Source organism: Saccharothrix espanaensis DSM 44229 (assembly GCF_000328705.1).
GTDB lineage: Bacteria > Actinomycetota > Actinomycetes > Mycobacteriales > Pseudonocardiaceae > Actinosynnema > Actinosynnema espanaense.
In genome coordinates, this window is record NC_019673.1 from 4,673,204 (window position 1) to 4,691,309 (window position 18,106).

Consider the following 18,106-nt stretch of genomic DNA (forward strand, 5'->3'; position numbering starts at 1 on the left):
TAGTACCCGCCCCGGCGGCCCGGTCAGCGCCGATCGGCTCCGGGCGGTTCTCCACAGATGACGCAATGCCGGGGGGAGGGCTGCCGATCTTGTCCGCGTGGCCTAGGGTCGTTGGTGTCATGGCACGGGTCATCCACGTATTCCGCCAGCCCGACCGGTTCGTCGCCGGCACCGTCGGGCAACCTGGCGAGCGCACGTTCTACCTCCAGGCCTCCGAGGAGGCCCGGCTGGTCAGCGTGGCGCTGGAGAAGCAACAGGTCGCCGTCCTCGCCGAGCGCATCGGCTCGCTGCTGGAGGAGGTGCACCGGCGGTTCGGCGCGGAGGTCCCCGAGGCGGTACCCGACGACCTCCGGGACACCGAACCCCTCACGCCGCCGGTCGAGGAGGAGTTCAAGGTCGGCACGATGGGGCTGGGCTGGGACGCGGAGTCCCGGGCGGTCGTCATCGAGCTGCTCGCGATCACCGAGGAGGAGGTCGACGAGGCCGTGGTCCTCGACGACACCGAGGAGGGCCCGGACGCGGTGCGGGTGTTCCTGTCGCCGGTGGAGGCGCGGGCGTTCGCCGAACGCGCCGACCGGGTGGTGCGCGCGGGCCGCAAGCCGTGCCCGCTGTGCTCGGAGCCGCTGGACCCCGAGGGTCACGTCTGCCCCAGGCAGAACGGCTACCGGCGCGCGGACGAGGGCTGACCGCGGCGTGCGGCCCGGTGACGAGGGCGCCCTGGAGCTGGTGCGGCACGGCCGGATCGAGGTCCGGGGCCGGCTGGTGGACGCGTCCAACGCGACGCTGCTGGGCACGATCGTCCTGGACGGCGTGACGGCGCAGTGCGTCTACAAGCCGGTGCGCGGCGAGCGCCCGCTGTGGGACTTCCCCGACGGCACGCTCGCCGGCCGCGAGGTGGCCACCTACCTGGTGTCGGAGGCGGCCGGGTTCGGCCTGGTGCCGCCGACGGTGCTGCGGCCGGGCCCGTTCGGCCCCGGCATGGTGCAGCTGTGGGTGGAGACCCGCGAGGACGACGACCTGGTGGACATCGTCCCGGTGGACCAGGTGCTGCCGGGGTGGCGTTCGGTGCTGCGCGCGCACGACCGGTTCGGCGACCCGGCGGTGCTGGTGCACGCCGACCACCCCCGGGTGCGGCTGATGGCGGCGTTCGACGTGGCGGTGAACAACGCCGACCGCAAGGGCGGCCACGTGCTGCACGCGACCGACGGCGCGGTCTACGGCGTGGACCACGGGATCTGCCTGCACTCCGACGACAAGCTGCGCACGGTGCTGTGGGGCTGGCTGGGCGAGGCGCTGCCCGCCGACGCGGCGGAGGCGCTGCGCCGGTTGCGGTCGTGCCTGGACGGCCCGCTGGGCGAGGAGCTGCACGAGCACCTGACCCGCGCGGAGGTGCGCGCGCTGGCCGAGCGGGTGGACAAGCTGCTGGCGGCCGGGGTGTACCCGGAACCGTCGAACGAGTGGCCGTCAATACCGTGGCCGGCGTTCTGACGGTGGTCTAATCGGGCGGGTGAGCAGTGTTCGACTCCGCGAGGTGACCGAGTCCGACGTGCTGGAGTTCTTCGAGCACCAGCGCGACCCCGAGGCCAACCGCATGGCGGCCTTCGGCGCGGCCGACCCGACCGACCGGGCGGCGTTCCTGGTGCGGTGGGCGCGGATCCTGGCCGACGACGCGGTGCTGACCCGCACGATCGAGTTCGACGGCCGGGTGGTCGGGCACGTGGCGCGGTTCCGCCAGTTCGGCGAGCCCGAGGTGACGTACTGGATCGACCGCGCCTACTGGGGGCTGGGGCTGGCCACGGCGGCGTTGACCGAGTACCTGGCGCTGGACCCGGTGCGCCCGCTGTACGCGCGGGCCGCGGTGGACAACCTGGGGTCGTTGCGGGTGCTGGACAAGTGCGGGTTCGTCGCGGTCGGCGAGGACGTGGGGTTCGCCGAGGGGCGCGGCGAGGACGTCGAGGAGTTCATCCTCCGCCTCGACGCCTGACCGGGCTCGACGCCTTGCCGGACCGGTGGCGCTCCGGTTCCCCCGCCTCGTAGGTTGGGATCATGACCTCGACGGTGCGGGCCCGGCTGGTGAAGCGGTTCGGGCCGGGTGTGCGGCCGTGGCTGGACGGGCTGCCGGACCTGGTGGCGACGCTGTGCGCGCGGTGGGCGCTGACGCCGGAGCGGGAGCTGACCGGCAACACCTCGCACACCCTGCTGTGCCGGCGCGGCGGCACACCGGTGGTGCTCAAGCTGACCCCGGAGCCGGAGATCGCGGCCCAGGAGGCGGCGGCGCTGCGCGCGTGGGAGCCGGTCCCGGAGGTGGTGGCGCTGCTGGAGCACGACGTGGCCGCCGGCGCGCTGCTGCTGGAGGGCCTGGAGCCGGGCACGCCCGCCGCCTGCGGGCCCGCCTACCTCGACGTGCTGACCGCCCTGCACGTCCCGGCCCCGGCCGGGTTCATCCCGCTGACCGAACGGCTGGACTTCATGTACGCGCACGCGGCGCGTGGCAGGCCGGGCGACTACTCGGCCGCGCACGCCGCGGCCAGGGCGCTGGCGCTGGACCCGGTGCCGGCCGTGCTGCTGCACGGCGACCTGCACTTGCGCAACGTGCTCGACGCGGGCGCGCGCGGCCTGGTCGCGATCGACCCGCGGCCGTGCGTCGGCGACGCGGCGTTCGACGCGGCCGACTTCGTGTTCGCCGCCCCGGACTGGGAGACCGGCCTGGCGGCGCTGGACGGCGTGGTGGACGTGGCGCGGGCCGAGGCGTGGTGCCACGCGCTGAAGGTGTTCCTGCCCGCCTTCGCCCCGGACGGCGCGCCTGCGGGTCATCCGACCGGGTGAGCGGCTAGCGTCGCGGGTCGTGCGATCACAGGACTACGGGCGGGACGTGCTGGCGGGGCCGAAGAAGCGGAAGGTGCCCTCGGTCGCGGCCGAACCCGGGCTGGTCGTGGAGGACCCGGCGTCGGGGTTCTGCGGCGAGGTGGTGCGCTTCGAGTACGGCAAGGTCGTGCTGGAGGACCGGCACGGCCGGGAGCGGCTGTTCCCGCTGCTGCCCGCCGGGTTCCTGCTCGACGGCAAGCCGGTGACCCTGGTGAAGCCGGTCGCCGCGCCCGCCCCGACCCGGGCGGTGTCGGCGTCGGGCTCGGTCAGGGTCGAGGGGCTGCGCGCGCGGACGGCGAAGGACAGCCGGATCTGGGTCGAGGGCGTGCACGACGCCGAGCTGGTGGAACGGGTGTGGGGCCACGACCTGCGGGTCGAGGGTGTCGTGGTGGAGCCGCTGGACGGCGTGGACGTGCTGGCCGACCGGGTCGCGGTGTTCGGCACCGGCCCGCGCCGCCGGCTGGGCGTGCTGGTGGACCACCTGGTCGAGGGTTCCAAGGAGTCGCGGCTGGTGGCCCGGGTCCGCGACCCGCACGTCATGGTCACCGGCCACCCGTACGTGGACATCTGGCAGGCGGTGAAGCCGTCCTCGGTCGGGATCGCCGCGTGGCCGGTGGTGCCGCGCGGCACGCCGTGGAAGGAAGGCGTGTGCGCGGCGCTGGGCTGGGGCGAGAGCTGGGAGGGCTGGCGGCGGGTGCTGGCCGCCGTGCACGGGTTCCGCGACCTGGAGACGCCGCTGATCGGCGCGGTGGAGCGGCTGATCGACTTCGTCACCGAGCCGGACCTCGACCGTTCGTGACCTTCCCGGGCGCGCGGGGTGCGAGGATGGTCGCGTGGCCGCGTTGATCTGGTTGGTGCTCGGGGTGCTGCTGGTGGCCGCCGAGATCCTGTCCGGCGACTTCGTGCTGGTCATGCTCGGCGTCGCGGCGCTGGGCGCGGCCGGGGTGTCGGCGCTGGGCGTGGGCGAGGTGCTGGCCGCGGTGGCGTTCGGGGTGGCCGCGCTGGGTCTGATCGCGGGCGCGCGGCCGGCGCTCAAGCGCAGGCTGACCGCCGGGCACGAGCTGACCTCGGGTGTGCAGGCGCTGGTGGGCGGCCCCGCGATCGTGGTGTCCACTGTGGACGCGCACGGCGGTAGGGTGCGCATCGGCGGCGAGGTGTGGTCGGCGCGGTCGCTGGACCACACGGTCCTCGAACCGGGCGCCGAAGTCACTGTTGTCGAGATCTCGGGCGCGACCGCCGTGGTGATGTCCGGGTCCTGAAGTGGGAAGGGACGGAACTTGAGTTGACCACCACGTTGATCGTCGTCGCGGTCCTGGTGCTGTTCGTGCTGATCGTCACGGTGAAGTCGGTGCTGGTGATCCCGCAGGCCACCGCCGCGGTGATCGAGCGGCTGGGCCGCTACCGCACGACCGCCGCGCCCGGCCTGAACATCCTGGTCCCGTTCTTCGACCGGGTGCGGGCCCGGATCGACCTGCGCGAGCAGGTGGTGTCGTTCCCGCCGCAGCCGGTGATCACCCAGGACAACCTGACGGTGTCCATCGACACGGTCGTGTACTTCCAGGTGACCGACCCGCGCGCGGCGGTGTACGAGATCTCCAACTACATCGTCGGTGTGGAGCAGTTGGCGACCACGACGCTGCGCAACCTGGTCGGCGGGATGAGCCTGGAGGAGACGCTGACCTCCCGCGACCAGATCAACAACCAGCTGCGCGGGGTGTTGGACGAGGCGACCGGGCGCTGGGGCATCCGGGTGGCGCGGGTGGAGCTCAAGGCGATCGACCCGCCGCCGTCGATCCAGGACTCGATGGAGAAGCAGATGCGCGCCGACCGGGAGAAGCGCGCGATGATCCTGACCGCGGAGGGCCAGCGGGAGTCGGCGATCAAGTCCGCGGAGGGCCAGAAGCAGGCCGCGATCCTCTCGGCGGAGGGCGCGAAGCAGGCGGCGATCCTGTCCGCCGAGGCGGAGCGGCAGTCCCGGATCCTCAAGGCGCAGGGTGAGCGGGCGGCCCGCTACCTGCAGGCGCAGGGCCAGGCGAAGGCGATCGAGAAGGTGTTCGCGGCGATCAAGGCGGGCAAGCCGACGCCGGAGGTGCTGGCCTACCAGTACCTGCAGACGCTGCCGCAGATGGCGCAGGGCGACGCGAACAAGGTGTGGCTGGTGCCGTCGGACTACGGCAAGGCGCTGGAGGGTTTCGCGCGGATGCTGGGCAAGCCCGGCGACGACGGCGTGTTCCGCTACGAGCCGCCCGCCTACGAGCCGCCGACCACCTCGCCGGAGGAGGACGACCCGGCGGTGGCGGACTGGTTCGACACCGCGCCGGACCCGGCGGTGGCCGAGGCGGTGCGCGCGGCGGAGGCGGTGGCGCGGCAGGAGGTGCCCAGCCCGCTGGGCACCCACCGGCCGGCGCCGGTGGAGCCGGGCGCGGAGCGGGCCGGGCTGCCGGGCGTGTCCGGGGTGCCGGGCATCGCGGGCGGGCAGCCGGAGGCGTCGGGCGGGTCGGGTGGGTTGGAGCCGCCGCGGTCGCCGCACGAGTAGCTCTCCGCGTTCTTCGGTGTTCGGGGGCGGTCGGCCGGGTTCGGGCCGATCGCCCCTTTTTGTGCAGCGATGCCGATCACGGCGGGGCACCGGGGTGGAGCATCGCTGCACAGGGGTCGGTGCGGTTGGATGTGCCGGTGCCCCCGTTACCCGATCGAGTGAATTTCTGGTTGGACCGGCCCGATCTTCCGTGGGCGCGGCGCTGGGACGGGCTGACGGCGGTCGTGGCGGACCTGTCGACGCTGGTGCGCACGGGCCCGGGGTCGCGGCGGGTCGTCGAACAGGTGGTGGAGCTGCTGGTGGCAGGCACGGCCCGGCACCGGGCGCACCGGGCGGCGCTGTGCGAGCTGGTGGACCGGGTGCTGGACCTGCACGCGGTGGCGTGCGGCGTCGACCCGCCGTCGCCGGCGGAACTGGCCGACTGGCTGCTGCACGTGCAGACCGGGTTCACCGAGCCGCCGGAGGTGCGGCTGGCCCCGTACGCGGCGGCGCTGGGGCCGACCGGCCTGGCCCGGTACCGGGCGGAGGCGGTGGCGCGGTTCTCGACGCTGCCGGTGATCGGGTTCGGCCGGACCGGCCGCTACGACCGGGAGCGGTGGGCGCTGCTGCGGGTGGTGGAGGAGCTGGCCGAGCACGTCGGCGACGTGGACCTGCAGGTGCTGGTGCTGGCCCGGGACCTGTCGTCGGGCTGGCACTACCTGCAGGTGGCGACCGTGCTGCGGGAAGCCGGGCGCACCGAGGACGCGCTGGAGTGGGTGGGGCGCGGCCTGCGGGCGACCGGCGGTCGGGGCGCGGCGGGCCGGCTGGTGGACCTGGCGGTGGACGAGTGCCTGCGGCTGGGGTGGCGGGAGCGGGCGGTGCGGTGGCGGCGGCGGGCGTTCCTGGCGTGGCCGTCGGTGGAGACCTTCGACCGGCTGCGCGCCCTGGTGTCGGGTTCGGGCGGGTGGGCCGCGCTGCGTGCGGACGTGCTGGCCCAAGCGCGCCGCGACGGCGACCCGGCCGTGGTGGACGAGCTGCTGGCCCGGCTGTCCGAGCACGACCTCTGACCGGTCCGGAACTCACGGACGGTCCGGCGTTGTCGGGGTCAGTCGGTGTAGTCGGGTGGGCGGCGGTCGGTCCACGGGCGGGCGCGTTCGAGCTGGGCGGCGGCGGCCAGCACGGTGTTCTCGTCGTGGGCGGGCCCGACGAGCTGCACGGCCAGCGGCAGGCCGGTGCGGGTGTGCCCGGCGGGGACGGCGGCGGCCGGGTTGCCCGCGATGTTCCACAGCGGCAGGAAGGTGGTCATCCGGGCGGCGGCGAGCAGGGCGGGCACGGTGCCGCGCTGCCGCCACTCGCCGATGCGCAGCGGCGGCCGGGTGAGCACGGGGGTGAGCAGCAGGTCGTGGTCGGCGAAGACCCGGTTGGCGTGGGCGGTGAGCCCGGCGGCCTGGGCGTGGGCGGCGCGCACGGCGGCGGCGGGCAGGGCTCGGCCGAGCGCGACGACCTGGCGGGTGCGCCGGTCGAGCCGCTCGGGGTGGTCCAGGGCGGCCCCGCTGGTGGCGGCGCTGTGCAGGTAGCGGGCGGCGAACCCGGTGGAGCCGGCGAGGTCGTGCATCTCCGGGTCGAGCCGGGTGACGTCGTGGCCCAGGTCGGTGAGCAGGCCCGCGGTGTCCAGGACGGCGTCGCGGACCTCGCCCGCGACCGGGATGCCGGGCCCCCAGGGGCGCAGCGACACCACGACCCGCAGCCGGCGCGGGTCGGCGGCGACGGCGGCGGTGTGGCCGTGGCCGGGGGCCAGCACGTCGAGCAGCAGGGCCGCGTCGCGGACGTGCCGGGTGATCGGCCCGGCGGCGACCAGCCCGCCCCACACCGGCCGGTCCAGCGGCACGTGGTCGCGGTGCGGTTTGAGCCCGAACAGGCCCGTGCACGCCGAGGGGATGCGCACCGAGCCGGCGCCGTCGGTGCCGATCGCGGCCCCGACCAGCCCGGCGGCCACGGCGGCGGCCGACCCGCCGCTGGACCCGCCCGGCGAGTGCCCGGCCGACCACGGGTTGCGGGTCGCGCCGGCCCAGCTGCTCTCGGTGTGCGGCCACAGCCCGAGTTCGGGCATCCGGGTGCGGCCGACGACCACGGCCCCGGCGGCGCGCAGCCGGACGACGATCGTGCAGTCGGCGGCGGCGACCTGGTCGACGGCGGCGGTGCCGGTGGTGGTGGGCAGCCCGGCGATCGCGAGGTCCTCCTTGACCGCGACGGGCACGCCGAGCAGCGGGGCGTGCTCGCCCGCGGCGCGCCGGGCGTCGGCCCGCCGCGCGGCGTCGAGGGCCTGCTCGGCGAACACGACCCGGAACGCGTTGAGCTCCCGGTCGTGGCGGTCGATGCGGCGCAGGCACTCGGCGACCAGGTCGCGGGAGTCCAGTTCGCCGGCGCGCAGCAGCTCGGCCTGTCGGGCGGCGCCCGCGAAGCACGCGTCGGTCAGGTCCATGGCCGCACCCTAGGGCAGGACCGCTCAGGCCGGCCGGTGACGCGCGCTGTGCCTGGCGCGCAGCCGTGCCACCAGCAACGCCACGAGCAGCAGCGGCCACGGGAACGGCAGCGGCGAGGCGATCCAGGCGACGAGCAGCAGCACTGCGAGGACGGCGGGCAGCGGCGGGCGGTGTCCGGACCGGCCGCGCCGGGACGCGGGCTGCGGCGCGGCCGGTGGGGCGTGGTCGGCGGGCAGGTCGAGGGTGAGGGGCGCGAGGTCGGCGCGGTGGACGGCGGCGTAGGCGGTGGCGATGCGCTCGTCGGCTTCGGCGAGGGTGAGCCGGCCTTCGCCGACGGCCTCGCGCAGCCGGGCGACGACGTGCTCGCGTTCGGGGTCGGAGGCCCGCACGGCGGTATCGGGAGTGCTCATGCCACCCGATACTCCGCGCGGGAGCGGCGCGCGGCGTCCGTTCCGAAGCGGTGACGCGGACTACGTAGGCCGACGTACGCGGCCAGGGCATGATCGGTGTCATGCCGACGTGGGTCATGTGGCTGGCGGTCGCGCTGGTGGTCGCCGCCGTGGTGGTGCGGCACCACCGGCGGTCGCAGGCCGACACTCTGCTGGACGAGCACGCCCGTCGCCGCACCGGGGGCGGGCCGACGCCGGTGTCGGTGTGGCGGGAGGCCAACCGGCGGTTCCGGGCGGGCGAGCGGGAGGGGCTGCTGCTGCTCGCCGAGATCGGCCGCACGCTGCCGCGTCGCCGCCAGGACGTGGTGGACACGTGGCTGGCGGCGTTGCGCGGCGGGGTGAGCCGGGGGCTGGACTCGCCGTGGCGCACGGCGGTGCAGCGGGAGCTGGTGGCGCACCTGCGGCCGGGCGACGACTACTGGCCGGGGATGGACGTGCACGCGGCGGGCGCGATCCTGGTGGACTTCGACCTGTCGGGCTGCCGGGTGGGCGCGGTGGACTTCACCGGGGCGGTGTTCGTCGGCGACGCCCGGTTCGCGGCGATGACGGTGACCGGCGAGGCGAGGTTCGACGGGGCCCGGTTCCTGCGGCACGCGGTGTTCACCGACGCGCTGTTCGCCCGCTCGGCGTCGTTGGCGCTGGTGGTGTTCACCGGGAACCTGGCGTTCGCCGGGGTGCAGGTGGCGCGCGAGGCGCGGCTGCGGGCCTCGAAGATCTCCGGTCGCGCGGACCTGCGGCGGGCGGAGTTCGGCGGGTCGGCGGATTTCGCGGAGGTGTTCTTCGGCGGCCGGGCGCTGTTCGGCGAGGTGGTGTTCCACCAGGACGCGGTGTTCTCGCGGTCGTGGTTCCGGGGCTGGACGGACGTGAACTCGGCGCTGATCGGCGAGGCGGCCGAGTTCGGCGGCGTCCGCTTCGGCCACCGCGTGCTGCACTGAGGACGTGCGCTGAGGACGTGCGCTGAGGGCGTGCGCCGCGGTGAGGTCGTGGACGGCTCCGAAGTCGACCGCCGGGTCCTTCCGGGGTCAGCCGGCCTGGGCCCGGCCGTCGGGGCGTCCGGCGCGGGCGACGGCGGGCACGGCGGCCTTGAACAGGCCCAGGCCCAGCGCGTACGGGTCGTCCAGGCCGGTGGCGCGCAGCGCTTCGCCGGGTAGGGCGAGCAGCGATACCGCGACGCCCAGGAAGTAGGCGTCGAGCAGCCCGGCGTCGCGGGCCGAGGACGGCAGCCCGGCGGCCCGGTGCAGGTCAGCGCCCGCTTCGGCGTTGGCGACCACCATGCGTCCCAGCGCTTCGCGCACTCCGGGCCGGCGCACCGCCTCCAGGTAGAGCTCGACCATGGCGAGCAGCTGGGTGGGGTCGTCGGCGACCGCGCGGCGCAGCAGGGCCGGGTAGAGCTCGGCGACCTCGGCCGGCGAGATGTCCTCGGGGGTGGTGGCCGCGAGCCGGGCGACGGCCTCGGCGTGCAGGTCGGTCATCCGCCCGGCCGCGGCGCGCAGCAGGGACTCGCGGGTGGGGAAGTAGTTCTTGGTGGTGCCCTGCGGGACGCCCGCCGCCCGGTCCACCGCGCGGTGCGTGAGCCCTCGACCGCCCTCGGCGGCCAGGACCGAGATCACGGTGTCGCACAGCAGTTCACGGCGGGTCGTCGCGCGGCGGGTCGTCACGGGGACGGGACCTTAGCCGATCTTGGCCGGCCGGCCGTCGCCACCACCCGTCCCGCGTCCAGCACCAGCCACACCCCGCACACGCAGCGCACATAGGCGACGCGGCCGTGGGTGGAGGCGGGGTAGGCGGGTTCGGAGGCGGGCCAGCCGCAGGAGGGGCATCTGGTGGTCACACCGGTCAGCGTGGTGTCATGGTTCAGTGCATTTCAACCCTTACGGCGGGACGGCGGCGCAACTGGCCGCGGCGCTGGTCAACGTCGCCCCCGACAGCACGGCGGACGACCTGGTGGCGATGCTGCGCGAGCAGCGCTACAAGCCGGTCGGGACGCTCGACGCGTTCCAGGCCCGGCAGTTGACGGCGTGGGCGCGCCGGCTGGAGCCGGTGTTCGCGGGCACCGTCGACCGGGTCGCCCACCTCAACGCGCTGCTGGCCGAGACCGCCGCCCGCCCCTACATCTCCACCCACGACGACCGTCCGCCGCACCTGCACTTCGCGCCGGAGACCGAGACGACGCTGGTCCGGGTGCGGGCGTTCACCGCGGCGGGCCTGGCGCACGTGGTGTGCGAGGAGCCCGACCGGCTGGGCCGCTGCGGACGCGAGGGCTGCGGGACCGTCTACGTCGACACCTCCCGCAACGGCCGCCGCCGGTACTGCACCACGCGCTGCGCCAACCGGATGCAGGTGGCGCGCCACCGGGAGCGGCGCGCGTCGTGAGCCGTGAAGTCGGGAATCGGGTGGTGGGGAGTCGGGGCGGTCAGGAGTCGGGGTGGCTCGTGACGCCGAGCTCGGCGGCGATCTCGGCGAGCCGCGCGGTCAGGCCGCGGGCCAGGTTCGCGCGGTAGCCGATGAACAGCCGGTTCGCCAGGGGGACGGCCCACCGGCCGCGGGTGGCGACGTTGTGGACCCGGTGCACGACCCGGGTCCCGCGCGGGTGCGGCTCGGTGACGAACTCGCCCCGGTACCACCAGCCGCCCTGCACGGGTTCGGGCAGGTAGGGGGCGATCCGGTCGGCGGTGGTCGCGATGACGCCGGCGACCTCGAACAGGGGTCTGCTCACCGCTGGTCCTCCTCGTGGGTGCGCGCGGCCGGGGCCGCGGGGGTGTCGCGGAGGTCGCCGGTGGCGTCGCCGCGGTGCAGGTCGTGCCAGAACTCGTGGCCGCCGAGGGTCCCGGCGCGGGCGGAGTCGGCGAACCAGCGGGTCCAGTCGCGTTCGGCGCGCAGCATCGCCTGGCGGTGGTCGAGCTCGATCCAGGCCAGCTGGGGCAGGCCCATCGCGGCGAGGTCGGCCTTGACGGTGTCGAGCGCGGTGACCTGGTCGTCCAGGGTGGCGGCGCGGCGTTCGCACAGCGCGATGGCCTCGTCGGGCGGGAGCAGGCCGATCAGCGCGACACCGGCCTCGAACCGGGGGTACTCCTTGACCGGCACGGCGATCAGGTCGCGCAGCCAGTCGTGCAGTTCGGCGCGGCCGGTGTCGGTGAGCCGGTAGACGGTGCGCTCCGGCCGGTTGCCCTCCCGGGTGGCGGCGCCGGCCTCGAGGAAACCGTGCGCGCGCAGGCTGTCGACCACCGTGTACAGCGACCCGTAGGTGAGTTTGACGCTGCCTTCCTGGTGGCGTTCGCGCAGGGTGGACGCCATCTCGTAGGGGTGCATGTCGCGTTCGCGCAGCAGCCCCAGCACGGCCAGGGCCAGCGGATTCGTCCGTCGGTAGGGCTTGGGCATCGTTATACTCGCTTCCGTATATCCGGTTACGAGTATAGCGCCCGGGACGTAGGTTCTCCGGTATGACGATCACAGGGACCGCCGCCGGTGTGCCGTACGTAGCGCTGCCACCACGCACCGGCGGACGACTGGTACTGGTGTGGCACCTGATCGGCGAGCCCGCCACCCCGCAGGACATGGCGAAGGCGCTGCCGCTGACCGGGGTGGACGCCTGGCGCGTCTACCTGCCGCTGCCCGCGCCCCCGCAGACCGGCGACGCCGTCACCGACTTCTACGCCCCCCTGGTCACCACCGCCGTCGACCAGGTCGCGCCGGTCGTGGCCGCCCTGCGCGCCGAACTCGGCTGCGACGACGGCCCGGTCGACCTGGTCGGCGGCTCCGCCGGCGGCCACATCGCCCTGCTCACCGCCCTCGACGCCGTCGTGCCGGTGCGGCGCGTGGCGGCGCTCAACCCGGCCGTGAGCGCGCAGGCCGTTGTCCAGGCCTCGATCGACGCCGGCCTCCTGGCCTCCTACGACTGGACACCCGCCGCCACCGAGGCCGCACGGCCGCTGGACGTGCTCGCCCGCGCGGACCAGTTGCGCGCCCCGCTGCTCGTGGTCCGTGGCGAACACGAGTACCCCGCGTTCCGGCCCGTTCAGGACCGCCTGCACGCCGCCGTGCCCGGGTCGAAGCTGGTCGACGTCCCGGACCTCCCGCACATGCTCGTGACGCAGCTGGACGTCGTGGAACGAGAGGTCGTGACGTGGCTCAACGCTTGACCGTGGTGACCGGCGGCAGCCGGGGGATCGGCGCGGCCACCGTGCGCCGACTGGCCGCTGCCGGCCACCGGGTGGTGATCGGCTACCGCGCGGCGACCGACGAGGCCGAGGCACTGGCCGCCGAGGTGGGCGGCCTGGCCGTGCGGGCCGAGGTGTCCTCGCCGGCCGACGTCGACGCGCTGTTCGACGCGGCGGCCGCACTCGGGCAGGTGACCGGCGTGGTGGTCAACGCCGGCATCACCAGCCCGGTCGGCACCCTGGCCGAGACCGAGATCTCCGACCTGCGCCGGGTCGTGGACGTCAACGTGCTCGGCGCGCTGCTGTGCGCGCGCCGCGCCGCCCGTGACCTGGTGGCGGGCGGCGCGATCGTGTCCGTCTCGTCCGCCGCGGCGACCCTGGGCAGCCCGGGGGAGTACGTGCACTACGCGGCGAGCAAGGCCGCCGTGGACGCGCTGACCGTCGGCCTGGCCAAGGAACTGGGCCCACGCGGGATCCGCGTCAACGCCGTCGCCGCCGGCACCGTGCACACCGCGATCCACGAACTGTCCGGCGTCCCCGACCGGCCGCAACGCGTCGCGTCCGCCATCCCACTGGGCCGGGCCGGACAACCCGACGAGATCGCCGCCGCGATCGCCTGGCTGCTCGGCGACGACGCCTCCTTCACCACCGGCGCGATCCTCCGCGTCGCCGGCGGCCTGTAGGCGGCAGCGCCGGTGACGCTTGAACGGAACAGGGGAGTGGTCGGCCACCGTCCTTTCCCGCACGGAGCGTGATGCCCTTGAACGTCGTCGGTCAGGACGTGGTGGACGCCGCGGGCAGGCGGGGCGCGGTCAGCACGCGGGGACCGTCGTCGGTGACCGCCACCGAGTGCTCGACGTGCGCCGCCCGGCTGCCGTCCGAGGTGAGCAGCGACCACCCGTCCTCGGCCTCGTAGTACGGGTCGCGGCCGCCGGAGTGGAACATCGGCTCGATCGCGATCGCCATCCCGGCCCGCAGCGTCAGCCCGCGACCCGGCCGGCCCTCGTTCGGCACGCCCGGCGACTCGTGCATGGCCCGCCCGATGCCGTGACCGCCGAAGTCCGAGGGCATCCCGTACCCGGCGGCCCGCCCGATCCGGCCGACCGCCGCCGACACGTCACCCAGCTTCGCGCCCGGCACCGCCGCGGCGATCCCGGCGGCCAGCGCGCGCTCGGTGGTCTCGATCAGCGCCAGGTCCGCCGGGGCGGCGGTGCCGACCACGAAGCTGATCGCCGAGTCGCCGTGCCACCCGTCGAGGTGCGCGCCGCAGTCGATGCTGACCAGGTCGCCGTCGCGCAGCCGGTAGCCGGTGGGGATGCCGTGCACGATCACGTCGTTGACCGACGCGCAGATGTAGCCCGGGAACGGCGTGGTCGCGAACGACGGCTGGTAGCCCAGGAACGACGAGCCCGCGCCCGCGCCGCGGATGACGTCGGCGGCCACCTCGTCCAGTTCCAGCAGCGACACCCCGATCCGGGCGTGGTCGCGGACGGCGGCCAGCGCGTCGGCGACGACCAGGCCGGCCGCGCGCATCGCGTCCAGCTCCGCGGGGGTTTTGAGCTCGATCACCAGAGTGCTCCCTACCGTGATAGTTATACCGGTATTACTATCACAACATGGTGCGCCAACCACTCACCCCGTCCGACCACGCCCGCGGCGAACGACTCGGCGAAGCCCTCCGCCAGGCCCGCGGCGACCGCAGCATGGTCCAGGTCGCCACCGCCGCCGGCATCTCCGTGGAAACCCTCCGCAAGATCGAACGCGGCCGGATCCCCACCCCCGCCTTCTTCACCGTCGCCGCCCTCGCCGACGCCGTCGGACTCTCCCTCGACGCCCTGTGCCGCAACCTCGACGAACCCCGCCAGGCCGGCGCGGCCTGACCGTGCGGGACTTCGTCCACCACCACACCACACCCCGACCCGTCCCGCTCGCGCCCGAGATCCTCCTGCACACCGCCACCGACATCACCGCCCTCTGGGAGAGCACCGGCCGCCCCGAACCACCCTTCTGGGCCTTCCCCTGGGCAGGCGGCCAAGCACTGGCCCGCCACCTCCTCGACCACCCCGGCACCACCGCCGGCAAACACGTCCTCGACCTCGCCGCCGGCTCCGGACTCGTCGCCCTCGCCGCCGCCCGCACCGGCGCGACCACCGTCACCGCCAACGACATCGACCCGCTCGCCGGCACCGCCATCGCCCTCAACGCCGAGGCCAACCACCTCACCGTCGACATCGTCATCGCCGACCTGCTCGACACCGACCCCGCGCACGACGTCGTCCTCGCCGGAGACGTCTTCTACGACCGCGACATGGCCGCCCGCGTCCTGCCCTACCTGCTGCGCGCCCACCGCGCGGGCGCCACCGTCCTGGTCGGCGACCCCCAGCGCGCCCACCGCCCCCGCGACGGCTTCCACCAGGTCGGCACCTACCACGTGCCCGTCCCGCACGACCTCGAAGGCACCGACCACCGCACCACCCTCGTCTGGCGACCCCACTAGACGTAGAGGCCCGGACGTCGGTGACGCCGGTGTGTGTCGGCCGGACGAAGACAGGGGAGGCCCGCCCGGGGCGAACCTCCCCACCACGCCTACCGGCGCGCGAACTTGTCCGTCGCCGCCAGGATCGCCTCCATCATCCCGCCGTCCTGCACGCTGTGCGCCGCGCCGTGCACCACCACCAGCTCCGCGTCCGGCCACGCCCGGTCCAGCTCCCACGCCGTGTGCAACGGCCCCTGCATGTCCAACCGGCCGTGCACCAACACCGCCGGAATACCGTGCAACCGGCCGATGTCCCGCAACACCTGACCGTCCTCCAACCACGCGAAGTGGCGGAAGTAGTGCGCCGTGATCCGCGCGAACGCGTGCCGCCACCGCGGATCCGACTCCCGCGGCGCCGGCGTGTGGTCCGGGTCCATCGACACGATCGACCCCTCCCACGCACACCAGTCGTCGGCCGCCTTCTGCCGCACCGCCGGATCAGCGTCGTTCAACAACGCGTCGTACGCCGCCACCAGGTCCACCGACCCCTCCGGCGCACCCCGCCGGAACCGGTCGTACTCCTCCGGGAAGAACCGCCCCAACCCGCCGTAGAGCCACTCGAGCTCCGAGTACCGGCCCGACGTGATCGCCACCATCACGATCTCCGTCACCCGCTCCGGGAACGACTCCGCGTAGTGCAACCCCAACGTGCACCCCCACGAACCCCCGAACACCATCCACCGCTCGACACCCAGGTGCTCCCGCAACAACTCGATGTCGCGCACCAGGTGCGCCGTCGTGTTCACCGACAGATCCGTACCGTGGTCCGCCGCGTGCGGCAGACTCCGCCCCGAACCCCGCTGGTCGAACAACACGATCCGGTACAGCGACGGGTCGAACCTCCGCCGCATGACGGGGGAGCAGCCCGTGCCCGGCCCGCCGTGCAGACCCACCACCGGCTTGCCCTCCGGGTTCCCGCACACCTCCCAGTACACGAGGTTGCCGTCACCCACATCGAGCATCCCGTGCTCGTACGGCTCAATCTCCGGATACACCCTCGACACCATCCCCACGTCGCGCGGCAAATTACAACAGCGCTGTTACATTAGGGGAGTGGCAGACAACCCCACCACCGACTTCCTCGGCACCCGCCTCCGACACCTGCTCGAACAACTCGACGGCGACGTCGCCCGCACCTACACCGACCTCGGCCTGCCCGGCTTCCGCCCCCGCTACACCCCGATCATCCGCCTGGTCGACACCCAAGGCCCCCAATCACTCCGCCAACTCGCCACCACCATCGGCGTCACCCACTCCGCCGTCAGCCAGACCGCCAACCAGATGCGCCGCGACGGCTACGTCGAACTCCGCACCGGCACCGACGCCCGCCACCGCATCGTCCACCTCACCGACCACACCCGAACCCTGCTCCCCACCCTCTACGCCGAGTGGGACGCCACCAACGCCGCCACCCGCCAACTCGACGCCGAACTCCCACACCCCCTCAGCGACCTCGTCGAACGCACGCTCCAAGCCCTCGCCGACAAATCCATGCACCACCGCATCCGAGACCACCTCCCACCTCACACCCCGTAACGCGCCACCAACTCCGCACCCAACCGCGCCAACTCCACCCGCACCCCCTCCGACTCCACCACCTCCACCACCGCACCCCACCCCGCCAAGTGCTGCGCGATCATCAACGGCGACGGAGCCCACACCCGCACCCGAGCCCGACCCCCGCCCTCCTCCACCACCTCGCAATGCCGCCCGAACTGGCTGCGCAACACCGACACCAACCGCGCCGGCACCACCACCACGGCCACCGACGCCGTCTGCCGCCCCTCCACCTCCGCCACCACACCACCCCACGCCGCCGACAACTCGAACCCCGCCGGACGCACCGCCTCCTCCTCGGTCACCACCACCTCCACCACCCGATCCACCCGGAACGTCCGCCGACCCGCCTCCGTACCCGCGACCAGGTACCAAACGCCCCCCTTCTCCACCAACCCCAACGGATCCACCACCCGCACCGACGCCTCACCCGACCGCTTCGCGTACGACAACCGCACCCGACGCCGCCGCACCACAGCCCCCTGCAACACCCCCACCACCCCCGACTCCCCAATAGCCGACTCCCCAGCAGCCGACTCCTGCGCGCCCCACCGCGCCGGATCCAGCACCACCGCCTCCGCCGCGGCCTGCGCATCCGCCCGGAACGTCTCCGGCAACGCCCGCACCAACTTCCGCAACGCCGCCTTCGCCGCACCCGACACCGCCGCCGCCGGCCCCACCAACAAGAACAACGCCTGCGCCTCCGCCGCCGACAACCCCGACAGATCCGTCCGCGCCCGCCCCACCAACCGCCAACCACCACCACGCCCCGCCTGTGGGTACACCGGGATCCCCGCCGCCGACAACGCCTCCAGATCCCGACGCGCCGTCGCCACCGACACCTCCAACTCGGCCGCCAGCTCCGCCGCCGTCACCCGACCCCGCGCCTGCATCAGCAACAACACCGCCACCAGACGATCCGCACGCATGAACCACAGTCTCCCCGGAAAAGTGCTCAGGAGATGCGCACTTAACCCACCAGGCTGGTCCACGACAGACACCACCGGACCAGCCACGAGGTCCGCCGGACCAGGGGAGACCCACCATGTTGCGAGGCTTCACCACCGTCAGCTACTACGCCGACGACCTCGACGCCGCCGAAGCCTGGTACACCCGCTTCCTCGGCACCGAGCCCTACTACCGCGTCCCCGGCGGCTACCTCGAATTCCGCATCGGCGACTACCAGCACGAACTCGGCATCATCCACAGCGCCTACGCCACCCAGGACGTCGAGGGCGGCCCCGCCGGGCAGATCATCTTCTGGGCCGTCGACGACCTCGACGCCACGCTCGACCGACTCCAGGCACTCGGCGCGACCCTCCACGCCGCACCACGCGACCACGGCGGCAGCGGCTACATCACCGCCAGCGTCATCGACCCGTTCGGCAACATCCTCGGCGTCATGGCCAACCCGCACTACCAAGCCATCCTCGCCAACATCAAAGCGGGCACCCACTTCGCCGAATCGAACACCTGATCGAACAGCGCGGGGGATCCGGCGAACCGCACAACATCACCGAACATCGCCATCAGCGCGCCCACAC

Annotated in this window: 24 protein-coding genes; 16 read left to right on the forward strand and 8 right to left on the reverse strand. The window is 74.0% G+C overall.

Features of this window, described 5'->3' with window-relative positions:
• The first annotated feature begins 119 nt into the window (after positions 1 to 119).
• The 8 genes from BN6_RS20635 to BN6_RS20670 all read left to right on the forward strand — a co-directional run bounded on the left by BN6_RS20635 (position 120) and on the right by BN6_RS20670 (position 6,447).
• Positions 120 to 686 (forward strand): DUF3090 domain-containing protein, encoded by a 567-nt coding sequence (locus BN6_RS20635; protein WP_015101659.1) that lies wholly within the window; start codon positions 120 to 122, stop codon positions 684 to 686.
• 7 nt (positions 687 to 693) lie between these two features.
• Positions 694 to 1,488 carry an SCO1664 family protein gene (locus BN6_RS20640; protein ID WP_015101660.1) on the forward strand — a complete coding sequence of 265 codons (795 nt, stop codon included), beginning with the start codon at positions 694 to 696 and terminating at the stop codon, positions 1,486 to 1,488.
• 19 nt (positions 1,489 to 1,507) lie between these two features.
• Positions 1,508 to 1,984, forward strand: coding sequence for a GNAT family N-acetyltransferase (locus BN6_RS20645; RefSeq protein WP_015101661.1), 477 nt, complete (start codon positions 1,508 to 1,510; stop codon positions 1,982 to 1,984).
• A 62-nt stretch (positions 1,985 to 2,046) separates the two neighbouring features.
• Positions 2,047 to 2,826, forward strand: coding sequence for an aminoglycoside phosphotransferase family protein (locus BN6_RS20650; protein ID WP_015101662.1), 780 nt, complete (start codon positions 2,047 to 2,049; stop codon positions 2,824 to 2,826).
• Positions 2,827 to 2,845: 19 nt separating this feature from the next.
• The gene (locus BN6_RS20655; protein WP_015101663.1) at positions 2,846 to 3,664 is read left to right on the forward strand and encodes a DUF3097 domain-containing protein; all 819 of its coding nucleotides are present in this window, start codon (positions 2,846 to 2,848) and stop codon (positions 3,662 to 3,664) included.
• A gap of 34 nt (positions 3,665 to 3,698) precedes the next feature.
• A complete protein-coding gene (locus tag BN6_RS20660) occupies positions 3,699 to 4,124 on the forward strand; it encodes an NfeD family protein (protein WP_015101664.1) in 426 nt (141 codons plus the stop codon).
• Positions 4,125 to 4,147: 23 nt separating this feature from the next.
• Positions 4,148 to 5,401, forward strand: coding sequence for an SPFH domain-containing protein (locus BN6_RS20665; RefSeq protein ID WP_015101665.1), 1,254 nt, complete (start codon positions 4,148 to 4,150; stop codon positions 5,399 to 5,401).
• Between the two features lie 158 nt (positions 5,402 to 5,559).
• Positions 5,560 to 6,447, forward strand: a complete 888-nt coding sequence (locus BN6_RS20670) for a hypothetical protein (protein ID WP_148302945.1) — start codon at positions 5,560 to 5,562, stop codon at positions 6,445 to 6,447.
• Between the two features lie 38 nt (positions 6,448 to 6,485).
• Here BN6_RS20670 and BN6_RS20675 read toward each other — a convergent pair whose 3' ends face one another.
• Complete coding sequence (locus tag BN6_RS20675) at positions 6,486 to 7,862, reverse strand: amidase family protein (RefSeq protein ID WP_015101667.1); 1,377 nt, start codon at positions 7,860 to 7,862, stop codon at positions 6,486 to 6,488.
• Positions 7,863 to 7,886: 24 nt separating this feature from the next.
• Positions 7,887 to 8,273: a DUF1707 SHOCT-like domain-containing protein gene (locus BN6_RS49685; protein ID WP_015101668.1), complete on the reverse strand. Its 387-nt coding sequence runs from the start codon at positions 8,271 to 8,273 to the stop codon at positions 7,887 to 7,889.
• A 101-nt stretch (positions 8,274 to 8,374) separates the two neighbouring features.
• Between BN6_RS49685 and BN6_RS20685 the strand changes: the two genes are divergently transcribed.
• Positions 8,375 to 9,247 carry a pentapeptide repeat-containing protein gene (locus tag BN6_RS20685; protein ID WP_148302946.1) on the forward strand — a complete coding sequence of 291 codons (873 nt, stop codon included), beginning with the start codon at positions 8,375 to 8,377 and terminating at the stop codon, positions 9,245 to 9,247.
• A gap of 87 nt (positions 9,248 to 9,334) precedes the next feature.
• Here BN6_RS20685 and BN6_RS20690 read toward each other — a convergent pair whose 3' ends face one another.
• On the reverse strand, positions 9,335 to 9,970 hold the full coding sequence (locus BN6_RS20690; protein WP_015101670.1) for a TetR/AcrR family transcriptional regulator: 636 nt from the start codon (positions 9,968 to 9,970) through the stop codon (positions 9,335 to 9,337).
• Between the two features lie 199 nt (positions 9,971 to 10,169).
• Between BN6_RS20690 and BN6_RS20695 the strand changes: the two genes are divergently transcribed.
• Positions 10,170 to 10,685, forward strand: a complete 516-nt coding sequence (locus BN6_RS20695; RefSeq protein ID WP_041313450.1) for a CGNR zinc finger domain-containing protein — start codon at positions 10,170 to 10,172, stop codon at positions 10,683 to 10,685.
• Between the two features lie 40 nt (positions 10,686 to 10,725).
• On the opposite strand, the gene BN6_RS45855 is transcribed toward BN6_RS20695, so the two are convergent.
• Both BN6_RS45855 and BN6_RS20705 read right to left on the reverse strand, forming a co-directional pair.
• Positions 10,726 to 11,028 (reverse strand): hypothetical protein, encoded by a 303-nt coding sequence (locus tag BN6_RS45855; RefSeq protein WP_015101672.1) that lies wholly within the window; start codon positions 11,026 to 11,028, stop codon positions 10,726 to 10,728.
• Positions 11,025 to 11,690: a PadR family transcriptional regulator gene (locus tag BN6_RS20705; protein ID WP_015101673.1), complete on the reverse strand. Its 666-nt coding sequence runs from the start codon at positions 11,688 to 11,690 to the stop codon at positions 11,025 to 11,027. Before BN6_RS20705 ends, BN6_RS45855 begins: the two co-directional genes overlap by 4 nt.
• Before the next feature lie 62 nt (positions 11,691 to 11,752).
• Here BN6_RS20705 and BN6_RS20710 point away from each other — a divergent pair, with 62 nt between their 5' ends.
• Positions 11,753 to 12,451, forward strand: a complete 699-nt coding sequence (locus BN6_RS20710) for an alpha/beta fold hydrolase (protein WP_015101674.1) — start codon at positions 11,753 to 11,755, stop codon at positions 12,449 to 12,451.
• Complete coding sequence (locus BN6_RS20715; RefSeq protein ID WP_015101675.1) at positions 12,436 to 13,152, forward strand: SDR family oxidoreductase; 717 nt, start codon at positions 12,436 to 12,438, stop codon at positions 13,150 to 13,152. Before BN6_RS20710 ends, BN6_RS20715 begins: the two co-directional genes overlap by 16 nt.
• A 91-nt stretch (positions 13,153 to 13,243) precedes the next feature.
• On the opposite strand, the gene map is transcribed toward BN6_RS20715, so the two are convergent.
• Entirely contained in the window at positions 13,244 to 14,038 is a 795-nt protein-coding gene (gene map, locus BN6_RS20720; protein ID WP_015101676.1) for a type I methionyl aminopeptidase, read from the reverse strand.
• A 47-nt stretch (positions 14,039 to 14,085) separates the two neighbouring features.
• Here map and BN6_RS20725 point away from each other — a divergent pair, with 47 nt between their 5' ends.
• The gene (locus BN6_RS20725; protein ID WP_015101677.1) at positions 14,086 to 14,349 is read left to right on the forward strand and encodes a helix-turn-helix domain-containing protein; all 264 of its coding nucleotides are present in this window, start codon (positions 14,086 to 14,088) and stop codon (positions 14,347 to 14,349) included.
• Positions 14,350 to 14,351: 2 nt separating this feature from the next.
• Positions 14,352 to 14,966, forward strand: coding sequence for a class I SAM-dependent methyltransferase (locus BN6_RS20730; RefSeq protein ID WP_015101678.1), 615 nt, complete (start codon positions 14,352 to 14,354; stop codon positions 14,964 to 14,966).
• Between the two features lie 89 nt (positions 14,967 to 15,055).
• Here the strand turns inward: BN6_RS20730 and pip are convergent, their stop codons facing one another.
• Positions 15,056 to 16,012, reverse strand: a complete 957-nt coding sequence (pip, locus tag BN6_RS20735) for a prolyl aminopeptidase (protein WP_015101679.1) — start codon at positions 16,010 to 16,012, stop codon at positions 15,056 to 15,058.
• Between the two features lie 46 nt (positions 16,013 to 16,058).
• Here pip and BN6_RS20740 point away from each other — a divergent pair, with 46 nt between their 5' ends.
• Positions 16,059 to 16,541 carry a MarR family winged helix-turn-helix transcriptional regulator gene (locus tag BN6_RS20740; RefSeq protein WP_041313454.1) on the forward strand — a complete coding sequence of 161 codons (483 nt, stop codon included), beginning with the start codon at positions 16,059 to 16,061 and terminating at the stop codon, positions 16,539 to 16,541.
• On the opposite strand, the gene BN6_RS20745 is transcribed toward BN6_RS20740, so the two are convergent.
• On the reverse strand, positions 16,529 to 17,491 hold the full coding sequence (locus BN6_RS20745; RefSeq protein ID WP_015101681.1) for a helix-turn-helix transcriptional regulator: 963 nt from the start codon (positions 17,489 to 17,491) through the stop codon (positions 16,529 to 16,531). The two genes, BN6_RS20740 and BN6_RS20745, sit on opposite strands and share 13 nt — an antisense overlap.
• 116 nt (positions 17,492 to 17,607) lie before the next feature.
• Between BN6_RS20745 and BN6_RS20750 the strand changes: the two genes are divergently transcribed.
• Positions 17,608 to 18,039, forward strand: coding sequence for a VOC family protein (locus BN6_RS20750; RefSeq protein ID WP_015101682.1), 432 nt, complete (start codon positions 17,608 to 17,610; stop codon positions 18,037 to 18,039).
• Positions 18,040 to 18,106: the final 67 nt, after the last annotated feature.